Annotated in this window: 24 protein-coding genes and 1 tRNA gene; 18 read left to right on the top strand and 7 right to left on the bottom strand. The window is 69.8% G+C overall.

Annotation, left to right across the window (positions count from 1 at the left end; genetic code table 11):
- Positions 1-121: 121 nt before the first annotated feature.
- Positions 122-2899: an Rne/Rng family ribonuclease gene (locus Q9R13_RS06285; protein ID WP_310964211.1), complete on the top strand. Its 2778-nt coding sequence runs from the start codon at positions 122-124 to the stop codon at positions 2897-2899.
- A gap of 10 nt (positions 2900-2909) precedes the next feature.
- Here Q9R13_RS06285 and Q9R13_RS06280 read toward each other — a convergent pair whose 3' ends face one another.
- A complete protein-coding gene (locus tag Q9R13_RS06280; protein ID WP_310964210.1) occupies positions 2910-3491 on the bottom strand; it encodes a DUF4232 domain-containing protein in 582 nt (193 codons plus the stop codon).
- Positions 3492-3725: 234 nt separating this feature from the next.
- Here Q9R13_RS06280 and rplU point away from each other — a divergent pair, with 234 nt between their 5' ends.
- The 12 genes from rplU (at position 3726) to Q9R13_RS06220 (ending at position 11159) form a co-directional block, all read left to right on the top strand.
- A complete protein-coding gene (gene rplU / locus Q9R13_RS06275; RefSeq protein ID WP_310964209.1) occupies positions 3726-4028 on the top strand; it encodes a 50S ribosomal protein L21 in 303 nt (100 codons plus the stop codon).
- Between the two features lie 31 nt (positions 4029-4059).
- Positions 4060-4314, top strand: a complete 255-nt coding sequence (gene rpmA / locus Q9R13_RS06270) for a 50S ribosomal protein L27 (RefSeq protein WP_310964208.1) — start codon at positions 4060-4062, stop codon at positions 4312-4314.
- 119 nt (positions 4315-4433) lie between these two features.
- Positions 4434-5948, top strand: coding sequence for a GTPase ObgE (obgE, locus tag Q9R13_RS06265; RefSeq protein ID WP_310964207.1), 1515 nt, complete (start codon positions 4434-4436; stop codon positions 5946-5948).
- Positions 5945-7054 (top strand): glutamate 5-kinase, encoded by a 1110-nt coding sequence (gene proB, locus Q9R13_RS06260; RefSeq protein ID WP_310964206.1) that lies wholly within the window; start codon positions 5945-5947, stop codon positions 7052-7054. The genes obgE and proB overlap by 4 nt, the downstream gene beginning before the upstream one ends.
- A gap of 97 nt (positions 7055-7151) precedes the next feature.
- Complete coding sequence (locus tag Q9R13_RS06255) at positions 7152-7505, top strand: hypothetical protein (protein ID WP_310964205.1); 354 nt, start codon at positions 7152-7154, stop codon at positions 7503-7505.
- A gap of 14 nt (positions 7506-7519) precedes the next feature.
- Positions 7520-8776 carry a glutamate-5-semialdehyde dehydrogenase gene (locus tag Q9R13_RS06250; RefSeq protein ID WP_310964204.1) on the top strand — a complete coding sequence of 419 codons (1257 nt, stop codon included), beginning with the start codon at positions 7520-7522 and terminating at the stop codon, positions 8774-8776.
- Entirely contained in the window at positions 8773-9231 is a 459-nt protein-coding gene (locus Q9R13_RS06245) for a VTT domain-containing protein (RefSeq protein WP_310964203.1), read from the top strand. The genes Q9R13_RS06250 and Q9R13_RS06245 overlap by 4 nt, the downstream gene beginning before the upstream one ends.
- 34 nt (positions 9232-9265) lie before the next feature.
- Positions 9266-9406: a hypothetical protein gene (locus Q9R13_RS06240; RefSeq protein ID WP_310964202.1), complete on the top strand. Its 141-nt coding sequence runs from the start codon at positions 9266-9268 to the stop codon at positions 9404-9406.
- 8 nt (positions 9407-9414) lie between these two features.
- The gene (gene nadD / locus Q9R13_RS06235) at positions 9415-10029 is read left to right on the top strand and encodes a nicotinate-nucleotide adenylyltransferase (RefSeq protein WP_310964201.1); all 615 of its coding nucleotides are present in this window, start codon (positions 9415-9417) and stop codon (positions 10027-10029) included.
- Complete coding sequence (rsfS, locus tag Q9R13_RS06230; protein ID WP_310964200.1) at positions 10026-10400, top strand: ribosome silencing factor; 375 nt, start codon at positions 10026-10028, stop codon at positions 10398-10400. The genes nadD and rsfS overlap by 4 nt, the downstream gene beginning before the upstream one ends.
- Positions 10397-11056 (top strand): histidine phosphatase family protein, encoded by a 660-nt coding sequence (locus Q9R13_RS06225; RefSeq protein WP_310964199.1) that lies wholly within the window; start codon positions 10397-10399, stop codon positions 11054-11056. The genes rsfS and Q9R13_RS06225 overlap by 4 nt, the downstream gene beginning before the upstream one ends.
- Before the next feature lie 30 nt (positions 11057-11086).
- A tRNA-Ala gene (locus Q9R13_RS06220) sits at positions 11087-11159 on the top strand.
- Positions 11160-11553: 394 nt separating this feature from the next.
- Here the strand turns inward: Q9R13_RS06220 and Q9R13_RS06215 are convergent.
- Positions 11554-12912 carry an IS1380 family transposase gene (locus Q9R13_RS06215; protein ID WP_310965047.1) on the bottom strand — a complete coding sequence of 453 codons (1359 nt, stop codon included), beginning with the start codon at positions 12910-12912 and terminating at the stop codon, positions 11554-11556.
- Between the two features lie 244 nt (positions 12913-13156).
- Here Q9R13_RS06215 and Q9R13_RS06210 point away from each other — a divergent pair, with 244 nt between their 5' ends.
- Positions 13157-13516, top strand: coding sequence for a YciI family protein (locus tag Q9R13_RS06210; RefSeq protein WP_310964198.1), 360 nt, complete (start codon positions 13157-13159; stop codon positions 13514-13516).
- Positions 13517-13644: 128 nt separating this feature from the next.
- Here Q9R13_RS06210 and Q9R13_RS06205 read toward each other — a convergent pair whose 3' ends face one another.
- The 4 genes from Q9R13_RS06205 to Q9R13_RS06190 form a co-directional block, all read right to left on the bottom strand.
- A complete protein-coding gene (locus Q9R13_RS06205; RefSeq protein WP_310964197.1) occupies positions 13645-13818 on the bottom strand; it encodes a hypothetical protein in 174 nt (57 codons plus the stop codon).
- A gap of 9 nt (positions 13819-13827) precedes the next feature.
- Positions 13828-14820, bottom strand: coding sequence for a hypothetical protein (locus Q9R13_RS06200; RefSeq protein ID WP_310964196.1), 993 nt, complete (start codon positions 14818-14820; stop codon positions 13828-13830).
- A gap of 60 nt (positions 14821-14880) precedes the next feature.
- The gene (locus tag Q9R13_RS06195; RefSeq protein ID WP_310964195.1) at positions 14881-15669 is read right to left on the bottom strand and encodes a family 16 glycosylhydrolase; all 789 of its coding nucleotides are present in this window, start codon (positions 15667-15669) and stop codon (positions 14881-14883) included.
- Between the two features lie 64 nt (positions 15670-15733).
- A complete protein-coding gene (locus Q9R13_RS06190; RefSeq protein WP_310965045.1) occupies positions 15734-16513 on the bottom strand; it encodes a family 16 glycosylhydrolase in 780 nt (259 codons plus the stop codon).
- A 103-nt stretch (positions 16514-16616) separates the two neighbouring features.
- Between Q9R13_RS06190 and Q9R13_RS06185 the strand changes: the two genes are divergently transcribed.
- A complete protein-coding gene (locus tag Q9R13_RS06185) occupies positions 16617-16784 on the top strand; it encodes a hypothetical protein (protein ID WP_310964194.1) in 168 nt (55 codons plus the stop codon).
- A gap of 50 nt (positions 16785-16834) precedes the next feature.
- Here Q9R13_RS06185 and Q9R13_RS06180 read toward each other — a convergent pair whose 3' ends face one another.
- Complete coding sequence (locus Q9R13_RS06180; RefSeq protein WP_310964193.1) at positions 16835-17596, bottom strand: SDR family NAD(P)-dependent oxidoreductase; 762 nt, start codon at positions 17594-17596, stop codon at positions 16835-16837.
- Between the two features lie 106 nt (positions 17597-17702).
- Between Q9R13_RS06180 and Q9R13_RS06175 the strand changes: the two genes are divergently transcribed.
- The 3 genes from Q9R13_RS06175 to leuS all read left to right on the top strand — a co-directional run bounded on the left by Q9R13_RS06175 (position 17703) and on the right by leuS (position 22377).
- On the top strand, positions 17703-19403 hold the full coding sequence (locus Q9R13_RS06175; protein WP_310965044.1) for a sodium:solute symporter family protein: 1701 nt from the start codon (positions 17703-17705) through the stop codon (positions 19401-19403).
- Positions 19404-19416: 13 nt separating this feature from the next.
- On the top strand, positions 19417-19731 hold the full coding sequence (locus Q9R13_RS06170; protein WP_310964192.1) for an Asp23/Gls24 family envelope stress response protein: 315 nt from the start codon (positions 19417-19419) through the stop codon (positions 19729-19731).
- A 159-nt stretch (positions 19732-19890) separates the two neighbouring features.
- Complete coding sequence (gene leuS, locus Q9R13_RS06165) at positions 19891-22377, top strand: leucine--tRNA ligase (protein WP_310965043.1); 2487 nt, start codon at positions 19891-19893, stop codon at positions 22375-22377.
- The last annotated feature ends 29 nt before the right edge of the window (positions 22378-22406 follow it).

The following is a 22406-nucleotide window of genomic DNA, read 5'->3' as shown; positions in this document are numbered from 1 at the left end:
GAGCGTCGCCGCCAGATGAAGGCTTCCGTCGTACGACGCCCGGGTCCGACCCGGGGCCGGACGGCCGCGACCCGCACGTCGCGCAGGGTGAAGGACCCGGCGACGTCGCCTAGGAGCTCAGATGAGCGACGAAGAGAACCCCACCGCCAGCGACGCTGCCCCCGCAGAGGACACCGCCCGGACCGCGCCGGGGTCGAGACCGGAGAGTGCGCCGCCCAACGGTGCCGCCGGCGAGGCCGACAGCACTGGCCCGGCGCCGGCGAAGAAGGCGGCCAAGAAGGCCGCCACCAAGACGGCGACGAAGAAGACCACGGCCCGCAAGACGGCCGCCAAGAAGACCAGTGCCGCGCCAGCTGCCGAGGCGACCGAGCAGACTGAGCCCGCCCAGGATTCCGGCCAGGAGCCCGCGGCGGAGCCGCCCCCGGCGAAGAAGGCGGCCAAGAAGGCTGCTGCCCGGCCACGGAAGTCGGCCGCCCAGAAGCAGGCTGAGCAGCCGTCTGAGCAGCCGCAGTCGGGTGGCACCGCCGAGGGCGAGGCCGATCATGCCGGCGCGCCGATGGTGCTGTTCAAGGCGCCCGAAAAAGCTGCCGAAAAGGCTGGCGGGAAGGCATCCGGGAAGTCCACAGCCAAGCCGAAGAAGGCGGCCCCGGCTGCCAAGGCTGCTCCGGCGGAGGCCGATGCGGAGTCCAGCCCGGAGGCGGGCACGGAGACTGGCAAGGAGACCGGCAGGGACGGCCAGGACGAGGAGCCCGGCACCGACGATCAGGGCGAGGGCGGTGCCCGGCGCCGCCGTCGCCGCGGTGGCCGCCGTCGTCGCAAGCCCGGCGGGGACGACGACAGCGACTCGAGTGCGGACAGCTCGCGCGACAACGGCTCGGAGGCCGACGACGAGTCCGGGGCCGACGGTGGCGAGGGTGGCGAGGCCGGCAGCAAGCGGCGTCGTACCCGCAACCGGGCCCCGAAGAGCCCCGAGGACGAGATCGCCAGCGTCAGCGGGTCGACCCGCCTGGAGGCCAAGAAGCAGCGCCGTCGTGAGGGCCGGGAGGCTGGTCGCCGCCGGGCCCCGATCGTCAGCGAGGCCGAGTTCCTGGCGCGTCGCGAGGCCGTCGACCGGGTGATGGTGATCCGGCAGCGCGACGATCTGACCCAGATCGGCGTCCTGGAGGACAAGGTTCTGGTCGAGCACTATGTCAGCCGCGAGTCGCAGACCTCGCTGATCGGCAACGTCTACCTGGGCCGCGTGCAGAACGTGCTGCCCTCGATGGAGGCTGCCTTCATCGACATCGGCAAGGGCCGCAACGCGGTGTTGTACGCCGGGGAGGTCAACTGGTCCGGTCTGGGCCACAAGGATGGCCAGCCGCGCAAGATCGAGTCGGTGCTGACCTCGGGGCAGACCATCCTGGTGCAGGTCACCAAGGACCCGATCGGGCACAAGGGTGCCCGGTTGACCGGCCAGATCAGCCTGCCCGGCCGATTCCTGGTCTACGTGCCCGACGGCACCACCAGCGGGATCTCCCGGAAGCTTCCCGACACCGAGCGCAACCGCCTGAAGACGCTGCTCAAGGAGATCGTTCCGGACAGCGCCGGCGTCATCGTGCGGACCGCCGCCGAGGGTGCGGCCGAGGACGAGCTCACCCGTGACGTCGAGCGTCTGACCGCCCGGTGGACCGACATCGAGGCGAAGGTGAAGGCCGGCAAGGCGCCCGAGCTGCTGTACGGCGAGCCAGACCTGACCCTGAAGGTGGTGCGCGACCTCTTCACCGAGGACTTCTCGCGGCTGATCATCGAGGGCGACGAGGCCTGGGACCTTGTGGACGCCTACGTCAGCCACGTGGCCCCCGATCTGAAGGACCGCCTGGAGCGGTTCGAGGGGCAGGACCCTGCCTCGGCAGGGTCAGGAAAGGCGGGCAAGGACCTGTTCGCCACCTACCGTGTCGACGAGCAGATCGCCAAGGGGCTGGATCGCAAGGTGTGGCTGCCCTCGGGTGGCTCGCTGATCATCGACCGCACCGAGGCGATGACCGTGGTCGACGTGAACACCGGCAAGTTCACCGGCTCCGGCGGCAACCTCGAGGAGACCGTCACCAAGAACAACCTCGAGGCGGCGGAGGAGATCGTCCGCCAGCTCCGGCTGCGCGACATCGGCGGCATCATCGTCGTCGACTTCATCGACATGGTTCTGGAGTCCAACCGCGACCTCGTGCTCCGACGCCTGGTCGAGTGTCTCGGCCGGGACCGGACCCGCCACCAGGTCGCGGAGGTGACCTCGCTCGGCCTGGTCCAGATGACCCGCAAGCGGATCGGTACCGGACTGCTGGAGGCCTTCAGCGAGGAGTGCACTCACTGCAAGGGCCGCGGAGTGATCGTGCACGACCACCCGATCGAGACAGCAGGGTCCAGCGCCACCGACGACGAGCCCCGTGGTCGGCGCAGCCGCAGTGGTCGTGGTCGTGGCAAGTCCGGAGGCAGCGATGGGCCCGGCGGCTCACCGAAGCCGGAGCCGCCCATGCCGTCGCCGAAGGACCTCGCCGGCACCCGACCGCACCCCGAGCAGGAGCCGGTGGTCGAGACCGACGAGACCCCCGAGGTCGAGCCGTCCCCTGTCGAGGCCGTCGACGCGGCGGTCGTCGACGAGCCGGAGAGCCCCGACACCGATGCCGAGGCTCTCGAGCCAGCGGCACCGGTCGTGGTCACCAGCACCCGCCGCCGTCGTACGGCGAGCCGGCCGGCCGGCCCGCCCAGCGCCGAGACCAGTACAGAGACCGGCTCCGAGGCTCCCGTGGCCCCGGCCGCCAGCCTCACGGCCGAGGCCGAGCCCGAGGAGGCCGGCGAGCGGTCCGAGGACGACGCCTCGATGCCACACGTGCCGGTCAAGAAGAAGGGCTCGCGCAAGCGCTGACCGGACCGGGTCAGGGACGCCGGTAGGCCCGGTGCATGAGCAGGTGCACCCGCCGGTTCGCGCAGCCCGTGGTCGGGTGCGGCACGTACTGTGACCGGGTCGCGTTGGGGACGTAGACGCGGAACCCGTCGACGTGACGAGGGCGGCACCGGGAGTGGTCGTAGACGCTCGCATTGATCTCGTCGATGGCGGAGCGCAGTGCATGTCCCGGCTTGACGATGAAGGTGCGTGGGGCGGGGGCCAAGCGGGTCGCCGCCGCGCCGATCTGGGTGCCGTTGCCGTGGCCGACGTACGAGATGCCGCCGTATCCGCCGGTGGCACAGCGGTGATGGGACCGGTTGCGGATGATGATCCAGCCCCAGTGCTGGTTCATCCCGTCGCCGCCGACGGCGTGGCGGTAGCTCACCTTGAGGTCTGCGTTCCGGCAGTGCGCGACCGGCCCGGACGCGGATGCCGTGGGGGATGCCGTGGCGGGCGCGGCGGCGGTCGTCGCGACCGAGCCCGCTGCCAGGGCGAGCGCCGCGACGGTCACCCGCAGCCCCCTCGAGTGGATCGCCTTGGTGGGGCGGGTCATCGACCAGGTGATCGACATGGCTGGACTCCTTCCGGGACCGGCGCCCCGATGGCGCCACACCGTTCTCACGCGCCGTGCCCCGTGGAGGTTGCATGGGTGACCCCTCGTTTTGCCCTCGGCAGGCCCAGTCCGTAGTATTGATCCTCGGTGTGCCGAGACAGGCGTGCCGTCCCTTCGCCCGCGGCCCCGCCGCTTCCATGGGGTGCCGCGCGAAGGCCCGCAACGTTGAGCCAACGAGGAGAGTGAGTCGCGGTGTACGCGATCGTGCGCAGTGGCAGCAAGCAGCAGAAGGTTGCTGTGGGCGACGTCATCGAGATCGACAAGGTCGACACCGGCGTCGGCGAGACCGTGACCCTCCCCGTGGTGATGGTGGTCGACGGCGAGACCGTGACCAGCTCGGGGCTGGACAAGGCCGGGGTGACCGTCGAGGTCCTCGGTGCGACCAAGGGTCCGAAGATCGTCATCCAGAAGTACAAGAACAAGACCGGCTACAAGAAGCGCCAGGGTCACCGCCAGAAGTACACCCAGGTCAAGGTCACCGACATCAAGCTCTGAGCCTCGGCTCGCGTCACGAAGGACACTCACGATGGCACACAAGAAGGGCGCGGCGTCCACCAAGAACGGCCGCGACTCCAACTCCCAGCGCCTCGGCGTCAAGCGGTACGGCGGCCAGTTGGTCAACGCCGGCGAGATCATCGTCCGCCAGCGCGGCACGCACTTCCACCCGGGCACCGGTGTCGGCCGTGGTGGCGACGACACGCTGTTCGCCCTGGTGACGGGCAACGTCGAGTTCGGCACCCGTCGCGGGCGTCGCGTCGTGAACATCCTCCCGGCGGAGTGACCGGGACACTCCACACCACCCAGACCCACGTCGGGCGTCCCTGATCTGCCGGGGACGCCCTTCGTCGTCCTCGGCCCCAGTCGAGCCCACTCGAGCCTCTCAGCACGGAAGGAAGAGCGATGGCCGTCCCCACCTTCGTGGACCGCGTCAGGTTGCACGTGGCCGGGGGGCGCGGCGGTAACGGCGTCGCCTCGGTCCATCGGGAGAAGTTCAAGCCGCTCGGCGGTCCTGACGGTGGCAACGGCGGCCCCGGCGGCTCGGTGATCCTGCGGGTCGACCCCGACGTCACCACCCTGATCGACTACCACCTCGGCGGCTCACGCAAGGCCGAGCACGGTGGGCACGGTGCCGGCGCACACCGCAACGGCAGCCACGGGGGCGACCTGGTCCTGGCGGTTCCCGACGGCACGGTGGTCACCGACGCCGGTGGCGCGGTGCTGGCGGACCTGGTCGGTGCGGGCACCGAGCTGGTGGTCGCCCAGGGCGGCCGCGGGGGCCTGGGCAACGCGGCGCTGGCCTCCTCCAAGCGCAAGGCGCCCGGCTTCGCCCTGCTCGGTGAGCCCGGTGAGGAGCGCGACGTCGTCCTGGAGCTGAAGGTCGTCGCCGACATCGGCCTGGTCGGCTTTCCCAGTGCCGGCAAGTCCAGCCTGATCGCGGCGATCTCGCGGGCCCGCCCCAAGATCGCCGACTACCCGTTCACCACGCTGGTGCCCAACCTGGGGGTGGTGACGGCAGGGGAGACCACGTTCACCGTCGCCGACGTACCCGGCCTGATCGAGGGCGCCAGCGAGGGCCGCGGGCTCGGGCACGACTTCCTGCGCCACATCGAGCGGTGTGCCGCGCTGGTGCACGTTGTCGACATGGCCACCATGGAGCCGGGCCGCACCCCTGTCGACGACCTCGACGTCATCGAGGCCGAGCTGAGCCGGTACGGCGGCCTCGACGACCGGCCCCGCCTGGTGGCGCTGAACAAGATCGACGTTCCCGACGGGCGCGACCTGGTCGACATGGTCCGCGACGACATCGAGGAGCGCGGCTGGCAGGTGCTCCCGGTCAGCGCGTCCAGCCACGAGGGGCTGCGCGAGCTCACCTTCGCGATGGCACGCATCGTCGAGCAGCGCCGGGCGACCCAGCCGGTGACCGAGGTCCAGCGGATCGTGCTCCGCCCGCCGTCCACCACGCGCGGCGAGGAGTTCACCGTGGCGCCGGCCCGCACCGACGACGGCACGGAGGGTTGGCGGGTGCTCGGGGAGAAGCCGGAGCGCTGGATCCGGCAGACCGACTTCAGCAACGACGAGGCGGTCGGCTTCCTCGCCGACCGGCTCAACCGCCTCGGTGTCGAGGACCGTCTGGTCGCTATGGGCGCCGTCGAAGGTGACCCGGTGCTGATCGGTGACCCGGACAACGCGGTGGTCTTCGACTTCCGGCCCGGGATCGAGGCCGGGGCCGAGATGCTCGGTCGTCGAGGCGAGGACCAGCGCTTCGTCGAGTCCCGGGCAGCGGCACAGCGACGCCGGGCGATCGACGAGGCGATGCCCGAGCGCGGCGAGACCGAGACGCGTGCCGATGTCGCACGGCGGTTGGACCACGCGGACGGGACCGACGACCAGCCCGAGTCCGAGGACGACGAGTGACGCGCGACGCGGTGGTCGGGGCGCGCCGCGTCGTGGTCAAGGTCGGCTCGTCGTCGCTGACCACTGTCGAGGGCGCGCTGGATCCCGCCCGGGTCCGCGCGGTCGTCGACAGCGTCGCCGCCGTCCGTGCCCGGGGCGCCGACGTGGTCGTGGTCTCCTCCGGCGCGATCGCCGCCGGCCTGGCGCCGCTCCATCTGGCCCGGCGACCCCGGGACCTCGCTCGCCAGCAGGCGGCGGCGTCGGTGGGCCAGGGCGTCCTGGTGCACCGCTACACCGAGGAGTTCGCCCGGCACGGCGCCACCACCGGCCAGGTGCTGTTGACGGTGGACGACGTGATGCGTCGCAACCATTACCGCAACGCCCAGCGCACCTTCGCGAAGCTTCTCGAGCTTGGCGCAGTGCCGGTCGTCAATGAGAACGACACGGTGGCGACCAGCGAGATCCGCTTCGGCGACAACGACAGGTTGGCCGCCCTGGTGGCTCACCTCGTGCGGGCGGACCTGCTGGTGCTGCTCTCCGACGTCGACGGGCTGTACGACGGCCCGCCGTCGCGGCCCGGCGCCCGACTGCTCACCGACGTGCGCTCCGAGGACGACCTGGTGGGCATCCGGATCGGGGGCACCGGGTCGAAGGTCGGCAGTGGCGGCATGCACACCAAGCTCGAGGCCGCCCGGATCGCCACCGGTGCCGGGATCGCCGTGGTGCTGACCGATGCCCGCCTGGCGGGTCCCGCGCTCACCGGCGAGGAGGTGGGGACCCTGTTCCATCCGACCGGTCGCCGCCGTCCCACCAGGCTGCTCTGGCTGGCCCACGCCAGCGAGCCGAGGGGGAGGATCACGCTCGATGCCGGTGCCGTGAGGGCCGTGGTACAGCATCGCGCCTCGCTGCTGCCCGCCGGGATCATCGACGTGGACGGAGACTTCGGCGCGGGCGACCCGGTGGACCTGCTCGGTCCGGACGGCACCCTGGTGGCTCGAGGACTGGTCAACTACGACGCGGCGGAGCTGCCCGACCTCGCAGGCAGGTCCACCCGCGAGCTGGCCGACACGCTCGGGCCGGCGTACGAGCGCGAGGTCGTGCACCGCGACGATCTGGTCCTGCTCTGAGCCGAGGCGCCGGACGGTTCGCGGGAATTTGCCGAAATGTGTTGTTCCGGCCCATAGATCGGGAACACTTGTGTTCACCGAGGAAAGGGAGGGCTGCGTGGGCGCGACCAACGACGCGCGTCACTGGCACGTGACGCTCACCTTGGCCGGCGAGCCGGTCGAGCCTGTGCTGCTGCGCGCCGCGCTCCTCCGACTCAGCAAGGAGCGGCCGTTCCTCGACTCGATGAGGTTCGGCAGGGACTCCGTCGAGCTGCAGTTCTGGGACCAGGGCGAGGCGATGCTCGACGTCGCCTCGCTGGCCCTGCGGTTGTGGGACGAGCATCGCGACAGCGCCCGGCTCCCGCGCTGGGAGGTCGTCGGCCTGGAGGTGGTCGAACAGTCCGTGCGCGACCATCGTCGCCCTGAGGGCACGGCCCTCGGGGACACGAAGCTGGTACCGCTCACCTTCTAGATACCCTGTCGGGCATGCCCGACCAGATTCGCGACGGCGTCCTTGACGCCTGCCACCGTGCCCGCCGGGCGAGCACCGTGCTGGCGCTCGCGACCCGAGCGGCCAAGGATGCCGCCCTGCACGCGATGGCCGACGCGCTGTTGGAGGACGAGGCGGCCGTTCTGGCCGCCAACGCCGGCGACGTCGAGGCCGCCGAGGCGGCGGGCACCGGTGGACACCTCGTGGACCGGCTGCGCCTCGACCACGACCGAGTGGGCGCGATGGCGCAGGGGCTCCGCGAGGTCGCCGGCCTGGCCGACCCGGTGGGGGAGGTGCTCCGCGGCTCCACGCTGGCCAACGGTCTCGAGCTGCGCCAGGTCCGCGTCCCGTTCGGCGTCGTGGGCATCATCTACGAGGCGCGCCCCAACGTGACCGCCGATGCGGCCGGCATCTGCCTGAAGAGCGGCAACGCCGTGCTGCTGCGCGGCTCGTCCAGCGCGGTGCGGTCCAACACCGCGATCGTGGACGCACTCCGTCGCGCTGTGCGCGGGTCGGGGCTCCCCGAGGACGTCGTGCAGCTCGTGCCCGGGGACGGCCACGAGGCCGCAGAGGTGCTGATGAGCGCCCGAGGGCTGGTGGACGTGCTCATCCCGCGAGGCGGCGACGCACTGATCCGGACGGTCGTCGAGCGCGCCAGTGTCCCGGTGATCGAGACCGGGGTGGGCAACTGTCACGTGTACGTCGATGCCGCGGCGGACCTCGACATGGCCGAGCGGATCGTGCTCAACGCCAAGACCCATCGCACATCGGTGTGCAATGCCGCCGAGTCGCTGCTGGTCCACGCGGCGGTCGCTGACCAGTTCCTCCCGCGGATCGTCGCCGCGCTCCAGGGCGCCGGCGTGCTCATCCACGGCGACGGCGCCTTCTCGTCGTACGACGGCGTGCAGCCGGCCGGCGACGACGACTGGGGCACCGAGTACCTCGCCCTGGAGATGTCAGCGGCGGTGGTCCCGGACCTCGATGCCGCGATCGAGCACATCCGCCGGCACTCCAGCGGCCACACCGACGCCATCGTCACCGGGTCGCAGGCGGCCGCTCGCCGGTTCACCGCCGAGGTCGACTCGGCGGCCGTGGTGGTCAATGCGTCGACACGGTTCACCGACGGGGGCGAGTTCGGCTTCGGTGCCGAGATCGGGATCTCCACCCAGAAGCTCCACGCCCGCGGACCGATGGGCCTGCCGGAGATGACCTCGACGAAGTACGTCGTGACCGGAGACGGCCACATCCGGTGAAGCTACTCCTGCTGACGCTCGTCTTCGGCACCCTGTCGGCCGTGATCCCGGTCTTCAACATGGAGGCATACATCGTGCTCGCCTACGCCAGGAGCAGCGGGCACTCGGAGCTGGCGCTGGCTGCGATCGGGTCGCTCGGGCAGAACATCGGCAAGCTGGTCTGGTACTACGCCGCCCGTGGTGCGCTCGACATCCCCTGGCTGCAGCAGAAGCTGGCCGAGCCGAAGCGGCAGAAGAGCTACGAGAAGTGGCGCCAGCAGGTCGAGGGTCGCCCGGCCCTGAGCTTCGTGCTCACCTTCGTCTCCGCCACCGTGGGCTTCCCGCCCTTCTTCGCGATCGCGATGATCGCCGGCACCCTCCGGATGAACGTGGTGGTGTTCTTCGTCGCCGGTCTGGTCGGCCGGACGCTGTTCTTCTGGGCGATCCTCGCCGGGGTCGGGCTCGCGATCCACTGAGCCGTCCGGTCGCGCGGCCGGATAGTCTGTGCCCATGTCGACACTGATGATCGCGCTGGAGACCGAGTCGGGCGCCGGGGCGACCCCTTGGATCATCGGCGCGTGCGCGCTGGCCATCTTGCTGTTCTCGCTGCTGTGCATGCTCGCCTTCGGCAAGGGACGCGAGCACTCCTGAGCGGCGCGATGACCGAGGGGGTCCGACGCCGGGTCGGTGTGATGGGTGGCACCTTCGACCCGATCCATCACGGACACCTCGTGGCCGCCAGCGAGGTGCAGTCGTGGTTCGACCTCGACGAGGTCGTCTTCGTGCCGACCGGTGAGCCCTGGCAGAAGACCGGCCGAGAGGTGTCGCCCGCCGAGCACCGCTACCTGATGACGGTGATCGCCACCGCGTCCAACCCGCGGTTCACGGTGTCACGGGTCGACATCGACCGCGGCGGCCCGACGTACACCATCGACACGCTGCGCGACCTGCACACCCTGCGGCCGGACACCGATCTCTTCTTCATCACCGGTGCGGATGCCCTGACGGAGATCTTCACCTGGCGCGATGCGGACGAGCTGTTCGCGCTGGCGCACTTCGTCGGCTGCACCCGACCGGGCTACCAGATGGACGAGAACGACCTCGGCGACATCCCCCCCGACCGGGTGACCTTGCTGGAGATTCCGGCTCTGGCGATCAGCTCGACCGAGTGTCGTGCCCGCCGGGCGAAGGGGGAGCCGGTCTGGTACCTCGTCCCCGACGGCGTGGTGCAGTACATCGCCAAGTACGACCTCTACTCCGGGACCCGGTCATGATCACCGACCACGCGCGCGAGCTCGTGCACGCCGCGGCTCGGGCCGCCTCCGACAAGCTGGCCGAGGACATCGTCGCCTTCGACGTCTCCGAGCAGCTGGTGATCACCGATGCCTTCCTGCTCTGCTCGGCCGGCAACGACCGGCAGGTGCGTTCGATCGTGGACGAGATCGAGGACCGGCTGCGGGAGATCGGCGTCCAGCCGTTGCGTCGCGAGGGCGAGCGGGACGGCCGCTGGGTGCTCATCGACTACGCGGAGATCGTGGTGCACGTCCAGCACACCGAGGAGCGGCAGTTCTATGCCCTCGAGCGGCTGTGGCGCGACTGCCCGCTGATCGAGCTGCCGGCAGACGTCACGTCCTCATCCCGGTGAGCCGTCGGCTGGTGCTGGTCCGGCACGGTCAGACCGCCTGGAACCTCGAGGGCCGGGCCCAGGGGCACACCGACGTATGCCTCGATGAAACCGGTCGCGCCCAGGCGGCGACGATGGCGCCGTACGTCGCGGCCATGCAGCCCACTGCGCTCTGGTCCAGCGACCTGGCCCGAGCACGGGAGACGGCGGCGTACGTCGAGTCGGCCACCGACCTGACCGCGCGCCTCGACCCGCGGCTGCGCGAGTTCAGCGTGGGGGAGCGGGCCGGGCTGACCGGCGCGGAGTTCGCCGAGCGGTTCCCCCGTGAGTACGTCGCCTGGCGGGCCGGTCACGTCACCGGTCACGTCCCCGGCGCGGAGACGACGGAGCAGGTCGTCGACCGGATGGTTCCCGCGCTCCGGGAGATCCTTGCCGCCACCGCAGCGGGCCGATGCTCGGTCGTGGTGGCGCATGGCGCCTGCCTGAAGGTCTCGCTGTGCGCCCTGCTCGGATGGCCTGCGTCGGCCGACACGGCTCTCCGTGGGATGGACAACTGCGGTTGGAGCGTCCTGGAGGAGGCCGACGACGGCCGCGGTCTCAGGCTTGCGTCGTACAACGAGACCGCGCACCCGGCCACCCACGGTCCCGATTTCGCAACCGATGCTCCCGTTCGATAAGATCCTCGGCGTTGCCCCGGCGAGGGCGATGGGGCTGTGGCGCAGTTGGTAGCGCACTTGCATGGCATGCAAGGGGTCAGGGGTTCGAATCCCCTCAGCTCCACTTTGTGATGGACCGGCAGGGCCCAAGAAATCGGGTCCTGCCTTCTGTCTGTGGTGGGTCGTTTGCCTCCAGCAAGGTCAGACGAGCCCGCCGATGACCCTGAGGGCTCTCAGGTGCACGATGGACCCATGGAGGACAACGTGCAGCGGCCCCGCTGGGGCGACCGGCTCAGGTCGCCGGAGTTCTGGATGATCGCCGGCCCCGTGCTGCTCTTCGTCGTGGTGTTCGTCGTCGTGCTGGTGGACTGAGCCTGAATCCACCGATGGGGATGCGGATTCAGCTTTCGTGTGCTGAATCGGCAGGCTGTCGTCGTAGTTGGTGTTGAGGGCGCGGTTGTCCTGCCGGTCTGCCGGCTTCTCCTGTTCCTCGGGTCGTCGGGGCGGTTTCGCTCTGGTCAGCCGCTGGCGGCCGGGATGGCTCGGAGTCGTTCGAGGGCGGCGGTGATCTGGCCGGCCCAGGGCCACCGGCGAGGAAGGCGCAGGATCACGCGTCGCCCGGTGCGGACCAGGCGGCCGGCGACGTTGTAGATGCGTCGGCGGATCTTCTTGGTCATCACATGCCCCAGCTCCAAGCCGAGCCGGGCGGTCCAACGGGTGAGGTTGTGGGCGATGGTGTTCAGGATCAGCCACGCGGCGTTGCCACCGAAGCTCTTGGTCGGGAAGTGGCTCATGCCCATGTCGTATTTGAGGTCCCGGATGGTCAGCTCAACTTCGGCGTGGCGACGGTGGTCGGCCTCGACCTCGACCAGGTCGCCGGGCCGGTCGGTGATGATCGGGTGGTAGTCGAAGACCGGGAACAGCGGGTCCTGGCCGCGGTTTCTGGCCAGTGCGTCGGTGGGCGGGGTGCGGCGCACGATTAGCCGCACCGGGACCGCATCGGTCCGGTCGTGGCCGCGCTCGTCTTGGGTGAAGGGTGTCCAGCTGATCTCGGCGACCCCGGCACCGGGCAGGAAGTAGTCGATCGGCGTCCAGGCCTGCTCGGGGATCGCTTCGATCGCGCCGCGCAGCCCTCCGATCATCCGAGCAGTCACCGAGAATCGGACGTCAGCGGCCCGGCAGGCCGCCACCACGCCGTGCATGTAGAACCCGGAGTCGGCGCGGAGCACGACCTCCCCGGCTGCGCCAGCACCGCGCAGCCGAGAGATGGTCTCCTTGATGAACACCGGCGCCGCGGTGGCGTCGTTGGACCGACCTCGGCGCAGCCGGGCGTGAGCGACGTCGCCGGTGCCGGCGATGACCGCCAGCAGCGGGTGATAGCCGCGGCGGCCGGTGCGCATCACCTCCCTGGCGCCGTCCTTGCCCAGTCCGTAGGTCTCACACAGCGTCGAGTCGATATCGACGGTGACCGATTCAGCGATGCCGCGATGCGCCCCGGCCGTGACCGATCGGGCGAGCAGCTCACGTGAGACGGCGTCGAGTTGGCGGGCGTGGTTGAACCCGAAGGCACGTAGGAACGAACCCACCGTCGAGGGCGCCGCGACCCGATGACCCAGCACCGCACCGGTCGACCCGGCACGCAGCGCGTCGAGGTCGTCGATGCAGTCTGCGCCGGCGAGCAGGGAGTGGATCACGGTCAGGCATTTCTCATCAGCATTGGCGCCCACGCTTCCGGGCACCGTGACCCGCTCGCGCAACAACCCAGGCAGGCCAAGTCGCTGCCCCAGCGTGGCCGCAATCAGCAACCCGGCATCAGACACGCCGTTCTCATCATCAGCACGGACATCAACACGATCGAGCGTGCAAGACTTCGACACCAAGAGGGTGCTCCTTGACTCTGAACGTTCATCGGCGTGGTAACCGTGATCGTGCAGGTCAAGAGCACCCTCTTGGTTCAGACGCGCCGCGGAGCCCTCAACAGACCGGTGGATTCAGGCTGAGCCCGACCGGAGCGCCGAGCGAGAACACTCGGTTCGGTCGGATGTCGTATCGGCGCAGGTGCGTTCGTGGAGTAGGTGAGGGGCGGCCGCCGGGGCCGCGCCGTGAACGGAGGACATCGAGATGGCGCTGTACCTGATCGCATTCAACGACGAGTGGGTGCCCGAGCTAACGGTGGAGGACGTGCGCGAGCGAGGAGCGGCTGCTCGGGCCCTGATCGAGGAGATGACCAGCGCGGGCGTCTTCGTGTTCAGCGACGGCGGCCTGGACGGCTCGACGGTGGTGTGCAGCGTCGATCCAAGTAGCGGGACGCCGGTCTTCACCGACGGCCCGTACGTCGAGACCAAGGAGCACCTCGGCGGCTTCGCGGTGGTCGACGTGGCCGATGAGGCCGCGGCTCGGTACTGGGCGGGCAGGATCGCGGTGGCCGTCGGCTGGCCACAGGAGGTGCACCGCTTCCCGCACGGTGTAGATCGGCACTGACCCGGAGCTGACAGTCTCGGCCGTCAGCCGGTGTCGCTCAGGGCGCGGGTGCCGGTGCAGTCCACCAGCCACATCTGGCCGTGTGGGTCCCGCCAGATGAAGACGCCGGGGAACGGCTGCTTCAATTGCTATCCCGCGTGGGTCTTCAGGCGGTGGTGGAAAGCGGTCATCGGGCCGTAGTTGCCGATCCGACTCTGCCCCGGCGGACCGCTCGGTCCGTGCCGGAACGCGTCGGTGTGGTCGATCTGCTTCGTCCGGCTGGTGTTGGTGGCGTACGGGAACACGTCGGTCGGGCTGAGCACGTGCACCGCCTACCGGTGCCGGTCGGGGATCTCGTAGGCGTCGACGGGTGCCTGGCCGAGCGGGTCGAGGACCGGAGTGATCTTGAACCGTGCCCGGTCGCCGAGCTGGCTACGGATCCAGTCGGGAGTGAGCGGGCCGTGGCTCTCGACGCGTGCGACGTCACCGGTCCGACCGCTGCGCGGGTCGACAGCGAGGTGGACGAACAACCACACGGTCGGGAGCAGCTTGCTGGTGTCCAGCGCGTCCGCGTCATCCCTGCGTCCTCGAGCGTGCCGGGCGAGCACCTGCACGGCCTCGGCAGGATGAGCCATCAGCAGGACGGCGAGGACGCGGCGCTCGTCCTCGTTGCCCTGATGGCCCAGATCGCCGAGCACGGCGGCCAGGCGGGCGACTGTGGCCTCGAGACGGGTGATGACCGCGATCCCGGCGCGGACGTAGAAGCCGTGCATGCCGTCGGCAGACTCCCGGGTCGGCTTGGCGAACTGTCGACGGCCGGCCTCCTCCTCACGGGCTCGCGCAGCGGCTCGGTCAGCGGCCCGGATCGCAGCGTCGACGTCGGCGTACGCGTGCACGCGGCGGTCCACGCAGCCGGCCTGCTCGCGCGTGAGGGCGCGGGTCTTCCGGGCCACCATCCGCGCATAGCTCTCACGGACCTCGAGGCGCTCGACGCGCTCCCACAGACGGGGCAGCCGGAACTGGAGGTCGAGGGCGTCGGCGATCAGCAGACGACCGGCGTACGGCGAGCGCTGGAGCCTGACTGCGAGCTCAGCCGGGCCGAACTCCGCCACCTCAGGTGTGCCCTCGCCGCCGACCCGGACCAACCGCTCATCGCCGTCGATGCGCAGCCGGGGGTCGAACCGCTCCGGCCCGTTCGCGAAGGCGAACTCGGCGGCGCCCCGCAGGATCCGCACGCCGGCCTCCTCGCGGGCTCGGTGCAGCACCGCGACCTCGGCGAGGAGGTCGCTCCCCGAGAGGTCTTCCAGAGGCCCGAGATCCGCCATACCCCATTCGATCAAGAAATGATCAGCGAGGCAAACGTATTTTCGAATCTGTGGAGAACGTCAACACGCGCTGGCAAAGACCGCCTGGTGCGTCTGCGGTGCGGTGATCGGCTTGGTGCTCGGATAGCGGTAGGTCCAGTGCCGCAGCCAGTCCAGCTGCATCCGGCTCCGGTTCATCTGTGCGCCCGGTACCGCCTCCATGGTGAACCGCACGGTCAGCGGCACGCCGGACAGCGCGGCCGGGCGCCGCTCGGTGCGCACCACGGCGGCGTCCACGAACCAGGAGATGTGGTCCGGGCCGACCTCGACGGCGTAGGTGTGCCACTGGTCGTTGTGCAACTCCATCGGCAGCCGGGCGTTGAAGCTGTTGTCGGGCAGCGTTCGGATGGAGAACCTCGCGCGGTCGCCGCCGATCCGGTAGCGCTCCAGCGCGACGTTGAGGCCACCGCAGTGCTGGTCCTGGGCCCCGGCCGGGACGAGCTCGGTCAGCACGCGATAGTTGGCGTGGCCGGTCTCGAAGCGCCGCGAGCGCAGTCGGACCTCCCAGCGCCCTTGGCGGTGACCGCGTTGGGCCAGCGTCGCGCTCTCGCTGCCGGTGTCCGTCGTGTTGAGGGTCAGCATCCCGTGCTGGTCCTGGACCACGCCGTCGCCGGTGACGTCCCAGTAGCTCGACATCGTGCCGTGGAACTCATAGCGGGTGACGCCGCTGCGGTACCACCCGAAGGTGTTTCCGGCGTGGACGGGTCCGGGTACGTCATCGCCAGCGCGCGCAACACCGGGAAGCATCGTCGCAGGCACCAGGGCGGCGGCTGCGCACGTCAGGAGCGCGAGGAGTCGGCGTGCGTGCACGGGATCTGACGGTACGCGGCGAGCTCGCCTGCCGTGACCCGATCGACCAACTCGGCGTACCGGGTCAGCAGGCCTGGTTGAACGTGGACCGGTGCGTGCGCGGAGCGCGGATCGACTTGGTGCTGGGGTAGCGGTCGGTCCAGTAGCGCAGCCAGTCCATCTGCATCCGGCTCCGGTTCATCCGTGCGTGTGGCGTGGCCCGCATGGTGAACCGCACGGTGAGGGGTACGCCGGACAACGCGGCCGAGCGACGCTCCGTGCGCACCACGTGCGCGTCGACGAACCAGGAGATGTGGTGCCGGGTGACCTCGACCGCGAAGGTGTGCCATTGGTCGTTGTGCAGCCGCATGCCCTTGCGCGCCCGGAAGGTGTTGTCAGGAAGCGTGTGGATGTAGAAGCGGGTGCGGCTGGTGCCGAGTCGGTAGTCCTCGAGTCCGATGTTGCGCCCGCCGCAGTGCTGCTTGTGCGTCCCTGCAGGGATCAGCTGGGTGACCACGCGGTAGTTGGTGTGCCCGCTGCCGTACCGACGTGAGCGGAGCCGGATCTCCCACCTGCCGGTGCGGTGTCCGGCCCTGGCCAGGGTGGCGCTGACGCTGCCTCGCCTGGCGGTGTTCAAGGTGAGCATCCCGTGCTGGTTGCGCACCGTGCCCCGGCCGGAGACGTGCCAGAAGCGCTTCTTGTGGCCGTGGAACTCGTAGCGCGTGACACCGCTGCGGTACCACCCGTAGGTGTTGCCGGCGTGGATCGGGCCGGGTGCCTCGGCGATGGCGCTGCCGGGGAGGAGCGTGGCGGCGAGCAGGGCAGCGATGGCTGCCGCGGACGCCCGGGCGATCGAACGGGTCATGGACACGGCCGACCACGTTACGCGATCCCGTCCTCGGTTCCGAAATTCGCCCCTGTGCGGGGCAGATGGGGTGCGGCGGTCGCGACAGTCGTACGCTTGTCCCATGCAGCTGAGCTTGGGCGCCAAGGTGTTGGGCTGGATCTTCCTGATCGCCATCGCAGTCGGATTCGAGATCGAGAACCCGTGGGTCTTCCTGGCCGGCGTCGTACTCGAGATCGCCTGGCTCGGCCGGGTACTCACCGCCGAGCACGCCGCGCACACGCAGCACTGATCATCGGGCACGCTCGCCGTCCTGGCGGTCGGCCAGCCGATCGGCTGCGGTCAGGCGATCGTCATCCCGCCGTCGACGGGCAGCGTCTGCCCGGTGACGTAGCCGGCCGCGTCGGAGGCTAGGAACACCACGGTCGCGGCGAGCTCGCGTGGATCGCCCTTTCGACCGGCGGGCACCCGCTGCAGCGCCAGGTCGAGGTAGCCGTCGGGATAGGTGTCGGTCATCTCCGAGGTGAAGAACCCCGGCGCGACCGAGTTGACCCGGATGCCCTTGCGGCCCATCCACTGCTGGGCCAGGTCGCGGGTCAGGCCGTTGAGGCCGGCCTTCGAGGCCGAGTACGCCGCCTGCGGCAACCCGCCGGTGGTGATGCCGAGCACCGAGGAGACGTTGATGATCGAGCTTCCCGGCGCCATCACCCGTCCGCAGGCCTGGGCCATCCAGTAGGCGCCGTTGAGGTTGACGTCGATCACCTGGCGGAACTGCTCCGGCTTCTCGCGGCTGGCGGGTACGGCGGTGCCGATGCCCGCGTTGTTGACCAGGATGTCGACCCGGCCGAACTCCGCCATCGCTGCGTCCACGAGGCGTTGGCAGTCCTCGGGGGCGGAGACGTCGGTAGCGACGGCGAGGGCTCGCCGGCCGCCGCCCTCCACCAGCCGCGCGGTGTCGGCGAGCCGCTCGACACGCCGCGCGCCGAGCACCACGTCGGCACCGGCCTCGGCCAGGCCTTGCGCGAAGGCGACACCGAGGCCGGAGGAGGCGCCGGTGACGATCGCGACCTTGTCGTCGAGACGGAAGAGGTCAGGAAGGCTCATGGACCGATCATGCCGTGCCGCGTGGCGGAGCGCGCATCCGGTCCGCAGTCGGGAGTAACGTGCGTGCGACGTGCTGCGCGTGCCGACTTATCGGGAGGTCATCATGCTGCCGTTGGCAACATCGCTCCGCCTGGACGCGAGCTGGGTCGACTACCTGCTCGTCGCGGTCTACTTCCTCTTCGTGCTGGGCATCGGTGTGATGGCGCGCCGGTCGGTGTCGAGCAGCCTCGACTTCTTCCTGTCCGGCCGCTCGCTGCCTGCCTGGGTGACGGGTCTGGCGTTCATCTCCGCGAACCTCGGTGCGGTCGAGATCATGGGGATGTCGGCCAACGGCGCGGAGTTCGGGATGCCGACCTTCCACTACTACTGGATCGGCGCGATCCCCGCGATGCTGTTCCTCGCGGTGGTGATGATGCCGTTCTACTACGGCTCCGGCGTCAGGTCGGTCCCGGAGTTCATGCTCCGCAGGTTCGGTCCGGCAGCCCACCTGGTCAACTCGATCAGCTTCGCCGTCGCCCAGGTCTTGATCGCCGGCGTCAACCTCTACCTGCTGGCCACCATCGTCAACGTGCTCCTCGGCTGGAACATCTGGGTCTCGACCCTTGTGGCGGCGGTGATCGTGCTGTCCTACATCACCCTCGGTGGGCTTTCGGCAGCGATCTACAACGAGGTGCTGCAGTTCTTCGTGATCGTCGCCGCTCTGCTGCCGCTGACCGTGGTCGCGCTGCAGAAGGTCGGTGGCTGGGGCGGGCTGAAGGAGAAGATGGCCCACGCCGGCACCACGGACCAGCTCTCGTCGTGGCCGGGCAACTCGCTGACCCAGTTCAGCTCCGACGTGTGGTCCTCGGTCGGCATCGTGCTCGGGCTCGGCTTCGTGCTCTCGTTCGGCTACTGGACGACGAACTTCGTCGAGGTTCAGCGTGCGATGGCCAGCAAGGACATGAACTCGGCCCGGCGGGCACCGGTCATCGGCTCGTTCCCGAAGATGTTCATTCCGTTCATCATCATCCTGCCGGGGATGATGGCCGCGGTCGTCGTACCGGAGCTGGCGAAGTTCAAGGCGCACGGCGGCACCGGGGGCGGGCTCACCTACAACGACTCGTTGCTGCTGCTGATGCGTGACCTGCTGCCCAACGGCCTGCTCGGCATCGCGATCGCGGGGCTGCTGGCGGCGTTCATGGCCGGCATGGCTGCCAACATCTCGGCGTTCAACACGGTGATGAGCTACGACATCTGGCAGACCTATGTGCAGAAGCACAAGCCGGACCACTTCTACACGGTCTTCGGTCGCTGGGCGACCGTGGTGGCGACGATCCTGGCGATCGGTACGACGATCCTCGCCAAGGAGTTCAACAACATCATGGGCTATCTCCAGACGTTGTTCGGCTTCTTCAACGCCCCGCTCTTCGCCACGTTCATCCTGGGCATGTTCTGGAAGAGGATGACCTCCGCCGCAGGCTGGGTCGGGCTCGTGTCCGGCACCATCGCGGCCGTCGTCGTCGCCGTGCTCAGCCACGACGGTCTCGGCACCCTGAGCGTCGGCGTGGGCTGGTTCGACCACCTCAAGGGACAGGGCGCCAGTTTCGTCGCGGCCGGCGCCGCCTTCGTGGTCGACATCCTGCTCAGCGTCCTGGTCACGTTCGTCACGCGCAGCAAGCCGGAGGAGGAGCTGCGCGGACTGGTGTACTCCCTGACTCCCAAGGCGGACATCGCCGACGAGCACGTCGGCAGCTGGTGGCAGTCCCCGACCAGGCTCGCCGGGGTCTCCCTGGTGCTGGTCATCATCCTCAACGTGATCTTCCACTGAAGGAGGACGACCCATGACGAACACCACGGGCACCGGATCGGGATCCCCGCGCAAGCACACCGCCGGCATCTTCGACATCCGCAACATCATCGGAACCCTGATGGGCATCTACGGCATCGTGCTGCTCGTCGTCGGTCTCGCTGGCGCATCGGCCACGGCGCGCCACAGCGGAGGGGACGCAACCAACATCTGGGTCGGCGTCGCGCTGCTGATCGTGGCCGCCTTCTTCCTGGTCTGGACGCAGCTGCGGCCCACGGTCGTCGACGAGGCGGAGCTCGCGCGCGACAAGGCCGCAGCCGAATCCGACGAGCGTCCGCCGGCGGGCTGAGTGCGTCCCCGTCGGAGTACGATGACCGCCATGAGGTCCGGACTGCTCACCTAGCCGCATCGGCGTACCCGACGGCGCGGCCCCTCCTTGCGGGGGGCCCGTTTCATGTCCGACGCGACGCCGGAGCGCAGCCCGACCGGAGACTTCGAGGAAGACGAGATGAGCGTGCACGACAGCGAAGCAGCACCCGAGCACTACGACGTCGCGGCCGTCGAGACCAAGTGGCTGCCGGTCTGGGAGCAGCTCGACCAGTTCCGCGCGGAGGACAGCAGCCCGCGGGAGAAGCGCTACGCGCTGACGATGTTCCCCTACCCGAGCGGTGACCTGCACATGGGCCACGCCGAGGTCACCGCGCTGCACGACGTGATCGCCCGCTACTGGTGGCTGCGCGGCTACGAGGTGATGAACCCGATCGGCTGGGACTCCTTCGGGCTGCCGGCGGAGAACGCCGCGATCCGCAACGACGAGCACCCGGCTACCTACACCTACGCGAACATCGCCACCCAGGCGGAGTCGTTCCGCAGGTACGCCGTGTCCTTCGACTGGTCACGGCGGCTGCAGACCTCGGACCCGGACTACTACCGGTGGACCCAGTGGCTGTTCCTGAAGTTCCGGGAGCGCGGACTGGCCTACCGCAAGGATTCGCCGGTCAACTGGTGCCCGAACGACCAGACGGTGCTGGCCAACGAGCAGGTCGTCGACGGACGCTGTGAGCGCTGCGGCGCGGAGGTCACGAAGCGTGAGCTGAACCAGTGGTACTTCAAGATCACCGAGTACGCCCAGGAGCTGCTCGACGACTTGGACGTGCTCGCGCCCACCTGGCCCGACCGCGTCGTCACCGCGCAGCGCAACTGGATCGGACGGTCCGAGGGCGCCCACGTGACCTTCCAGGTGGCGACCGGCGGCGCCGGCCGGGCCGTCGAGGTGTACACCACCCGCCCCGACACGCTCTATGGCGCGACCTTCATGGTCATCGCCGCCGACGCGGCGTTGGCCTCCGAACTGGTCTCGGATGAGCAGCGCCCCGCGCTGGAGGCCTATCAGGCCCAGGTCCGCAAGGCGTCCGACATCGACCGGCTCTCGACGGACCGGGCCAAGACCGGCGTCGACCTGGGGGTCACCGCGACGAACCCGGTCAACGGCGAGCAGGTGCCCGTGTGGGCGAGCGACTACGTGCTCGCTGACTACGGGACCGGCGCGATCATGGCGGTGCCGGCTCACGACCAGCGCGACCTGGACTTCGCCCGACAGATGGGCCTGCCGGTCCGGAGGGTCGTCGACACCGGGGAGCCGAACCCCGAGGAGACCGGGGTCGCGACCACCGGCGACGGCAGCTACGTCAACTCCGGCCCCCTGGACGGACTGACCGACAAGGCAACCGGGGTCCGCCGGACCATCGACCTGCTGGAGGCGGACGGCACGGGCTCGGGTGCGGTGAACTTCCGGCTGCGGGACTGGCTGCTGAGCCGGCAACGGTACTGGGGCGCCCCGATCCCGGTCATCCATTGCGCCTCGTGTGGAGAGGTCCCGGTGCCCGAGGACCAGCTCCCCGTCGTCCTTCCCGAGCTGAAGGGCGCGGACCTGAAGCCGAAGGGGGTCTCGCCACTGGCGGCGGCCGAGGACTGGGTGAACGTGGACTGCCCGCAGTGCGGGGGACCCGCGAAGCGCGACAGCGACACGATGGACACCTTCGTCGACTCGTCCTGGTACTTCCTGCGCTACTGCTCGCCCGGCGACGACACGCGCGCCTTCGACACCGACCAGGTCAACGCGTGGATGCCGGCAGACATCTACGTCGGCGGCGTCGAGCACGCGGTCCTCCACCTGCTGTACGCGCGGTTCTTCACCAAGGTGCTGGCCGACATGGGCCTGGTGGGCTTCCGCGAGCCTTTCGCGGCCCAGCTCAACCAGGGCTTCGTGATCAACCGCGGCAAGAAGATGAGCAAGTCGCTGGGCAACGGCGTGAACCTCGGCGAGCAGCTTGCTGAGTTCGGTGTGGACGCGGTCCGGCTGACGCTCGTCTTCGCGGGGCCGCCGGAGGACGACATCGACTGGGCGGAGATGTCGCCATCGGGGTCGCTCCGGTTCCTCCAGCGGGCGTGGCGGCTCAGCGGCGACGTCACCTCGGAGCCGACCGTGGACCGCACTGCCGGGGACGTCACGCTCCGGCGGGCCACCCACCGGACCGTGCACGAGGCCGGGCAGCTCATCGAGTCCCACCGGTTCAACGTGCTGGTCGCCCGGATCATGGAGCTCGTCAACGCCACCCGCAAGGCGATCGACAGTGGCTGCGGTCCGGCCGACCCGGCGGTCCGTGAGGCGGCCGAGACGGTGGCGATCCTGCTGTCGCTGGTGGCGCCGTACACCGCCGAGGAGATGTGGGAGCGGCTGGGCCACCAGCCCACCGTCGCCCGGTCGGGGTGGCCCGAGGTCGACGAGGCGCTCCTGATCGAGGACTCCGTCACGGCTGTCGTGCAGGTCCAGGGCAAGGTGCGAGCGCGTCTGGAGGTCGCGCCGGACATCAGCGAGGTCGATCTCGAGGCCGCTGCGATGGCCGACGAGGCCGTCCAGCGCGCGATCGATGGCAAGAGCGTGCGCAAGGTGATCGTCCGCGCCCCGAAGCTGGTCAACGTCGTGGTCGGCTGACGGCGTCGCCGCCCACTCGCCGTACTCTC

The organism is Nocardioides marmorisolisilvae, from assembly GCF_031656915.1.
In the GTDB taxonomy this organism is placed as follows: domain Bacteria; phylum Actinomycetota; class Actinomycetes; order Propionibacteriales; family Nocardioidaceae; genus Marmoricola; species Marmoricola terrisoli.
Note: the sequence above shows the minus strand (reverse complement) of the source record. Positions and strands in the feature narration are given on the sequence as shown.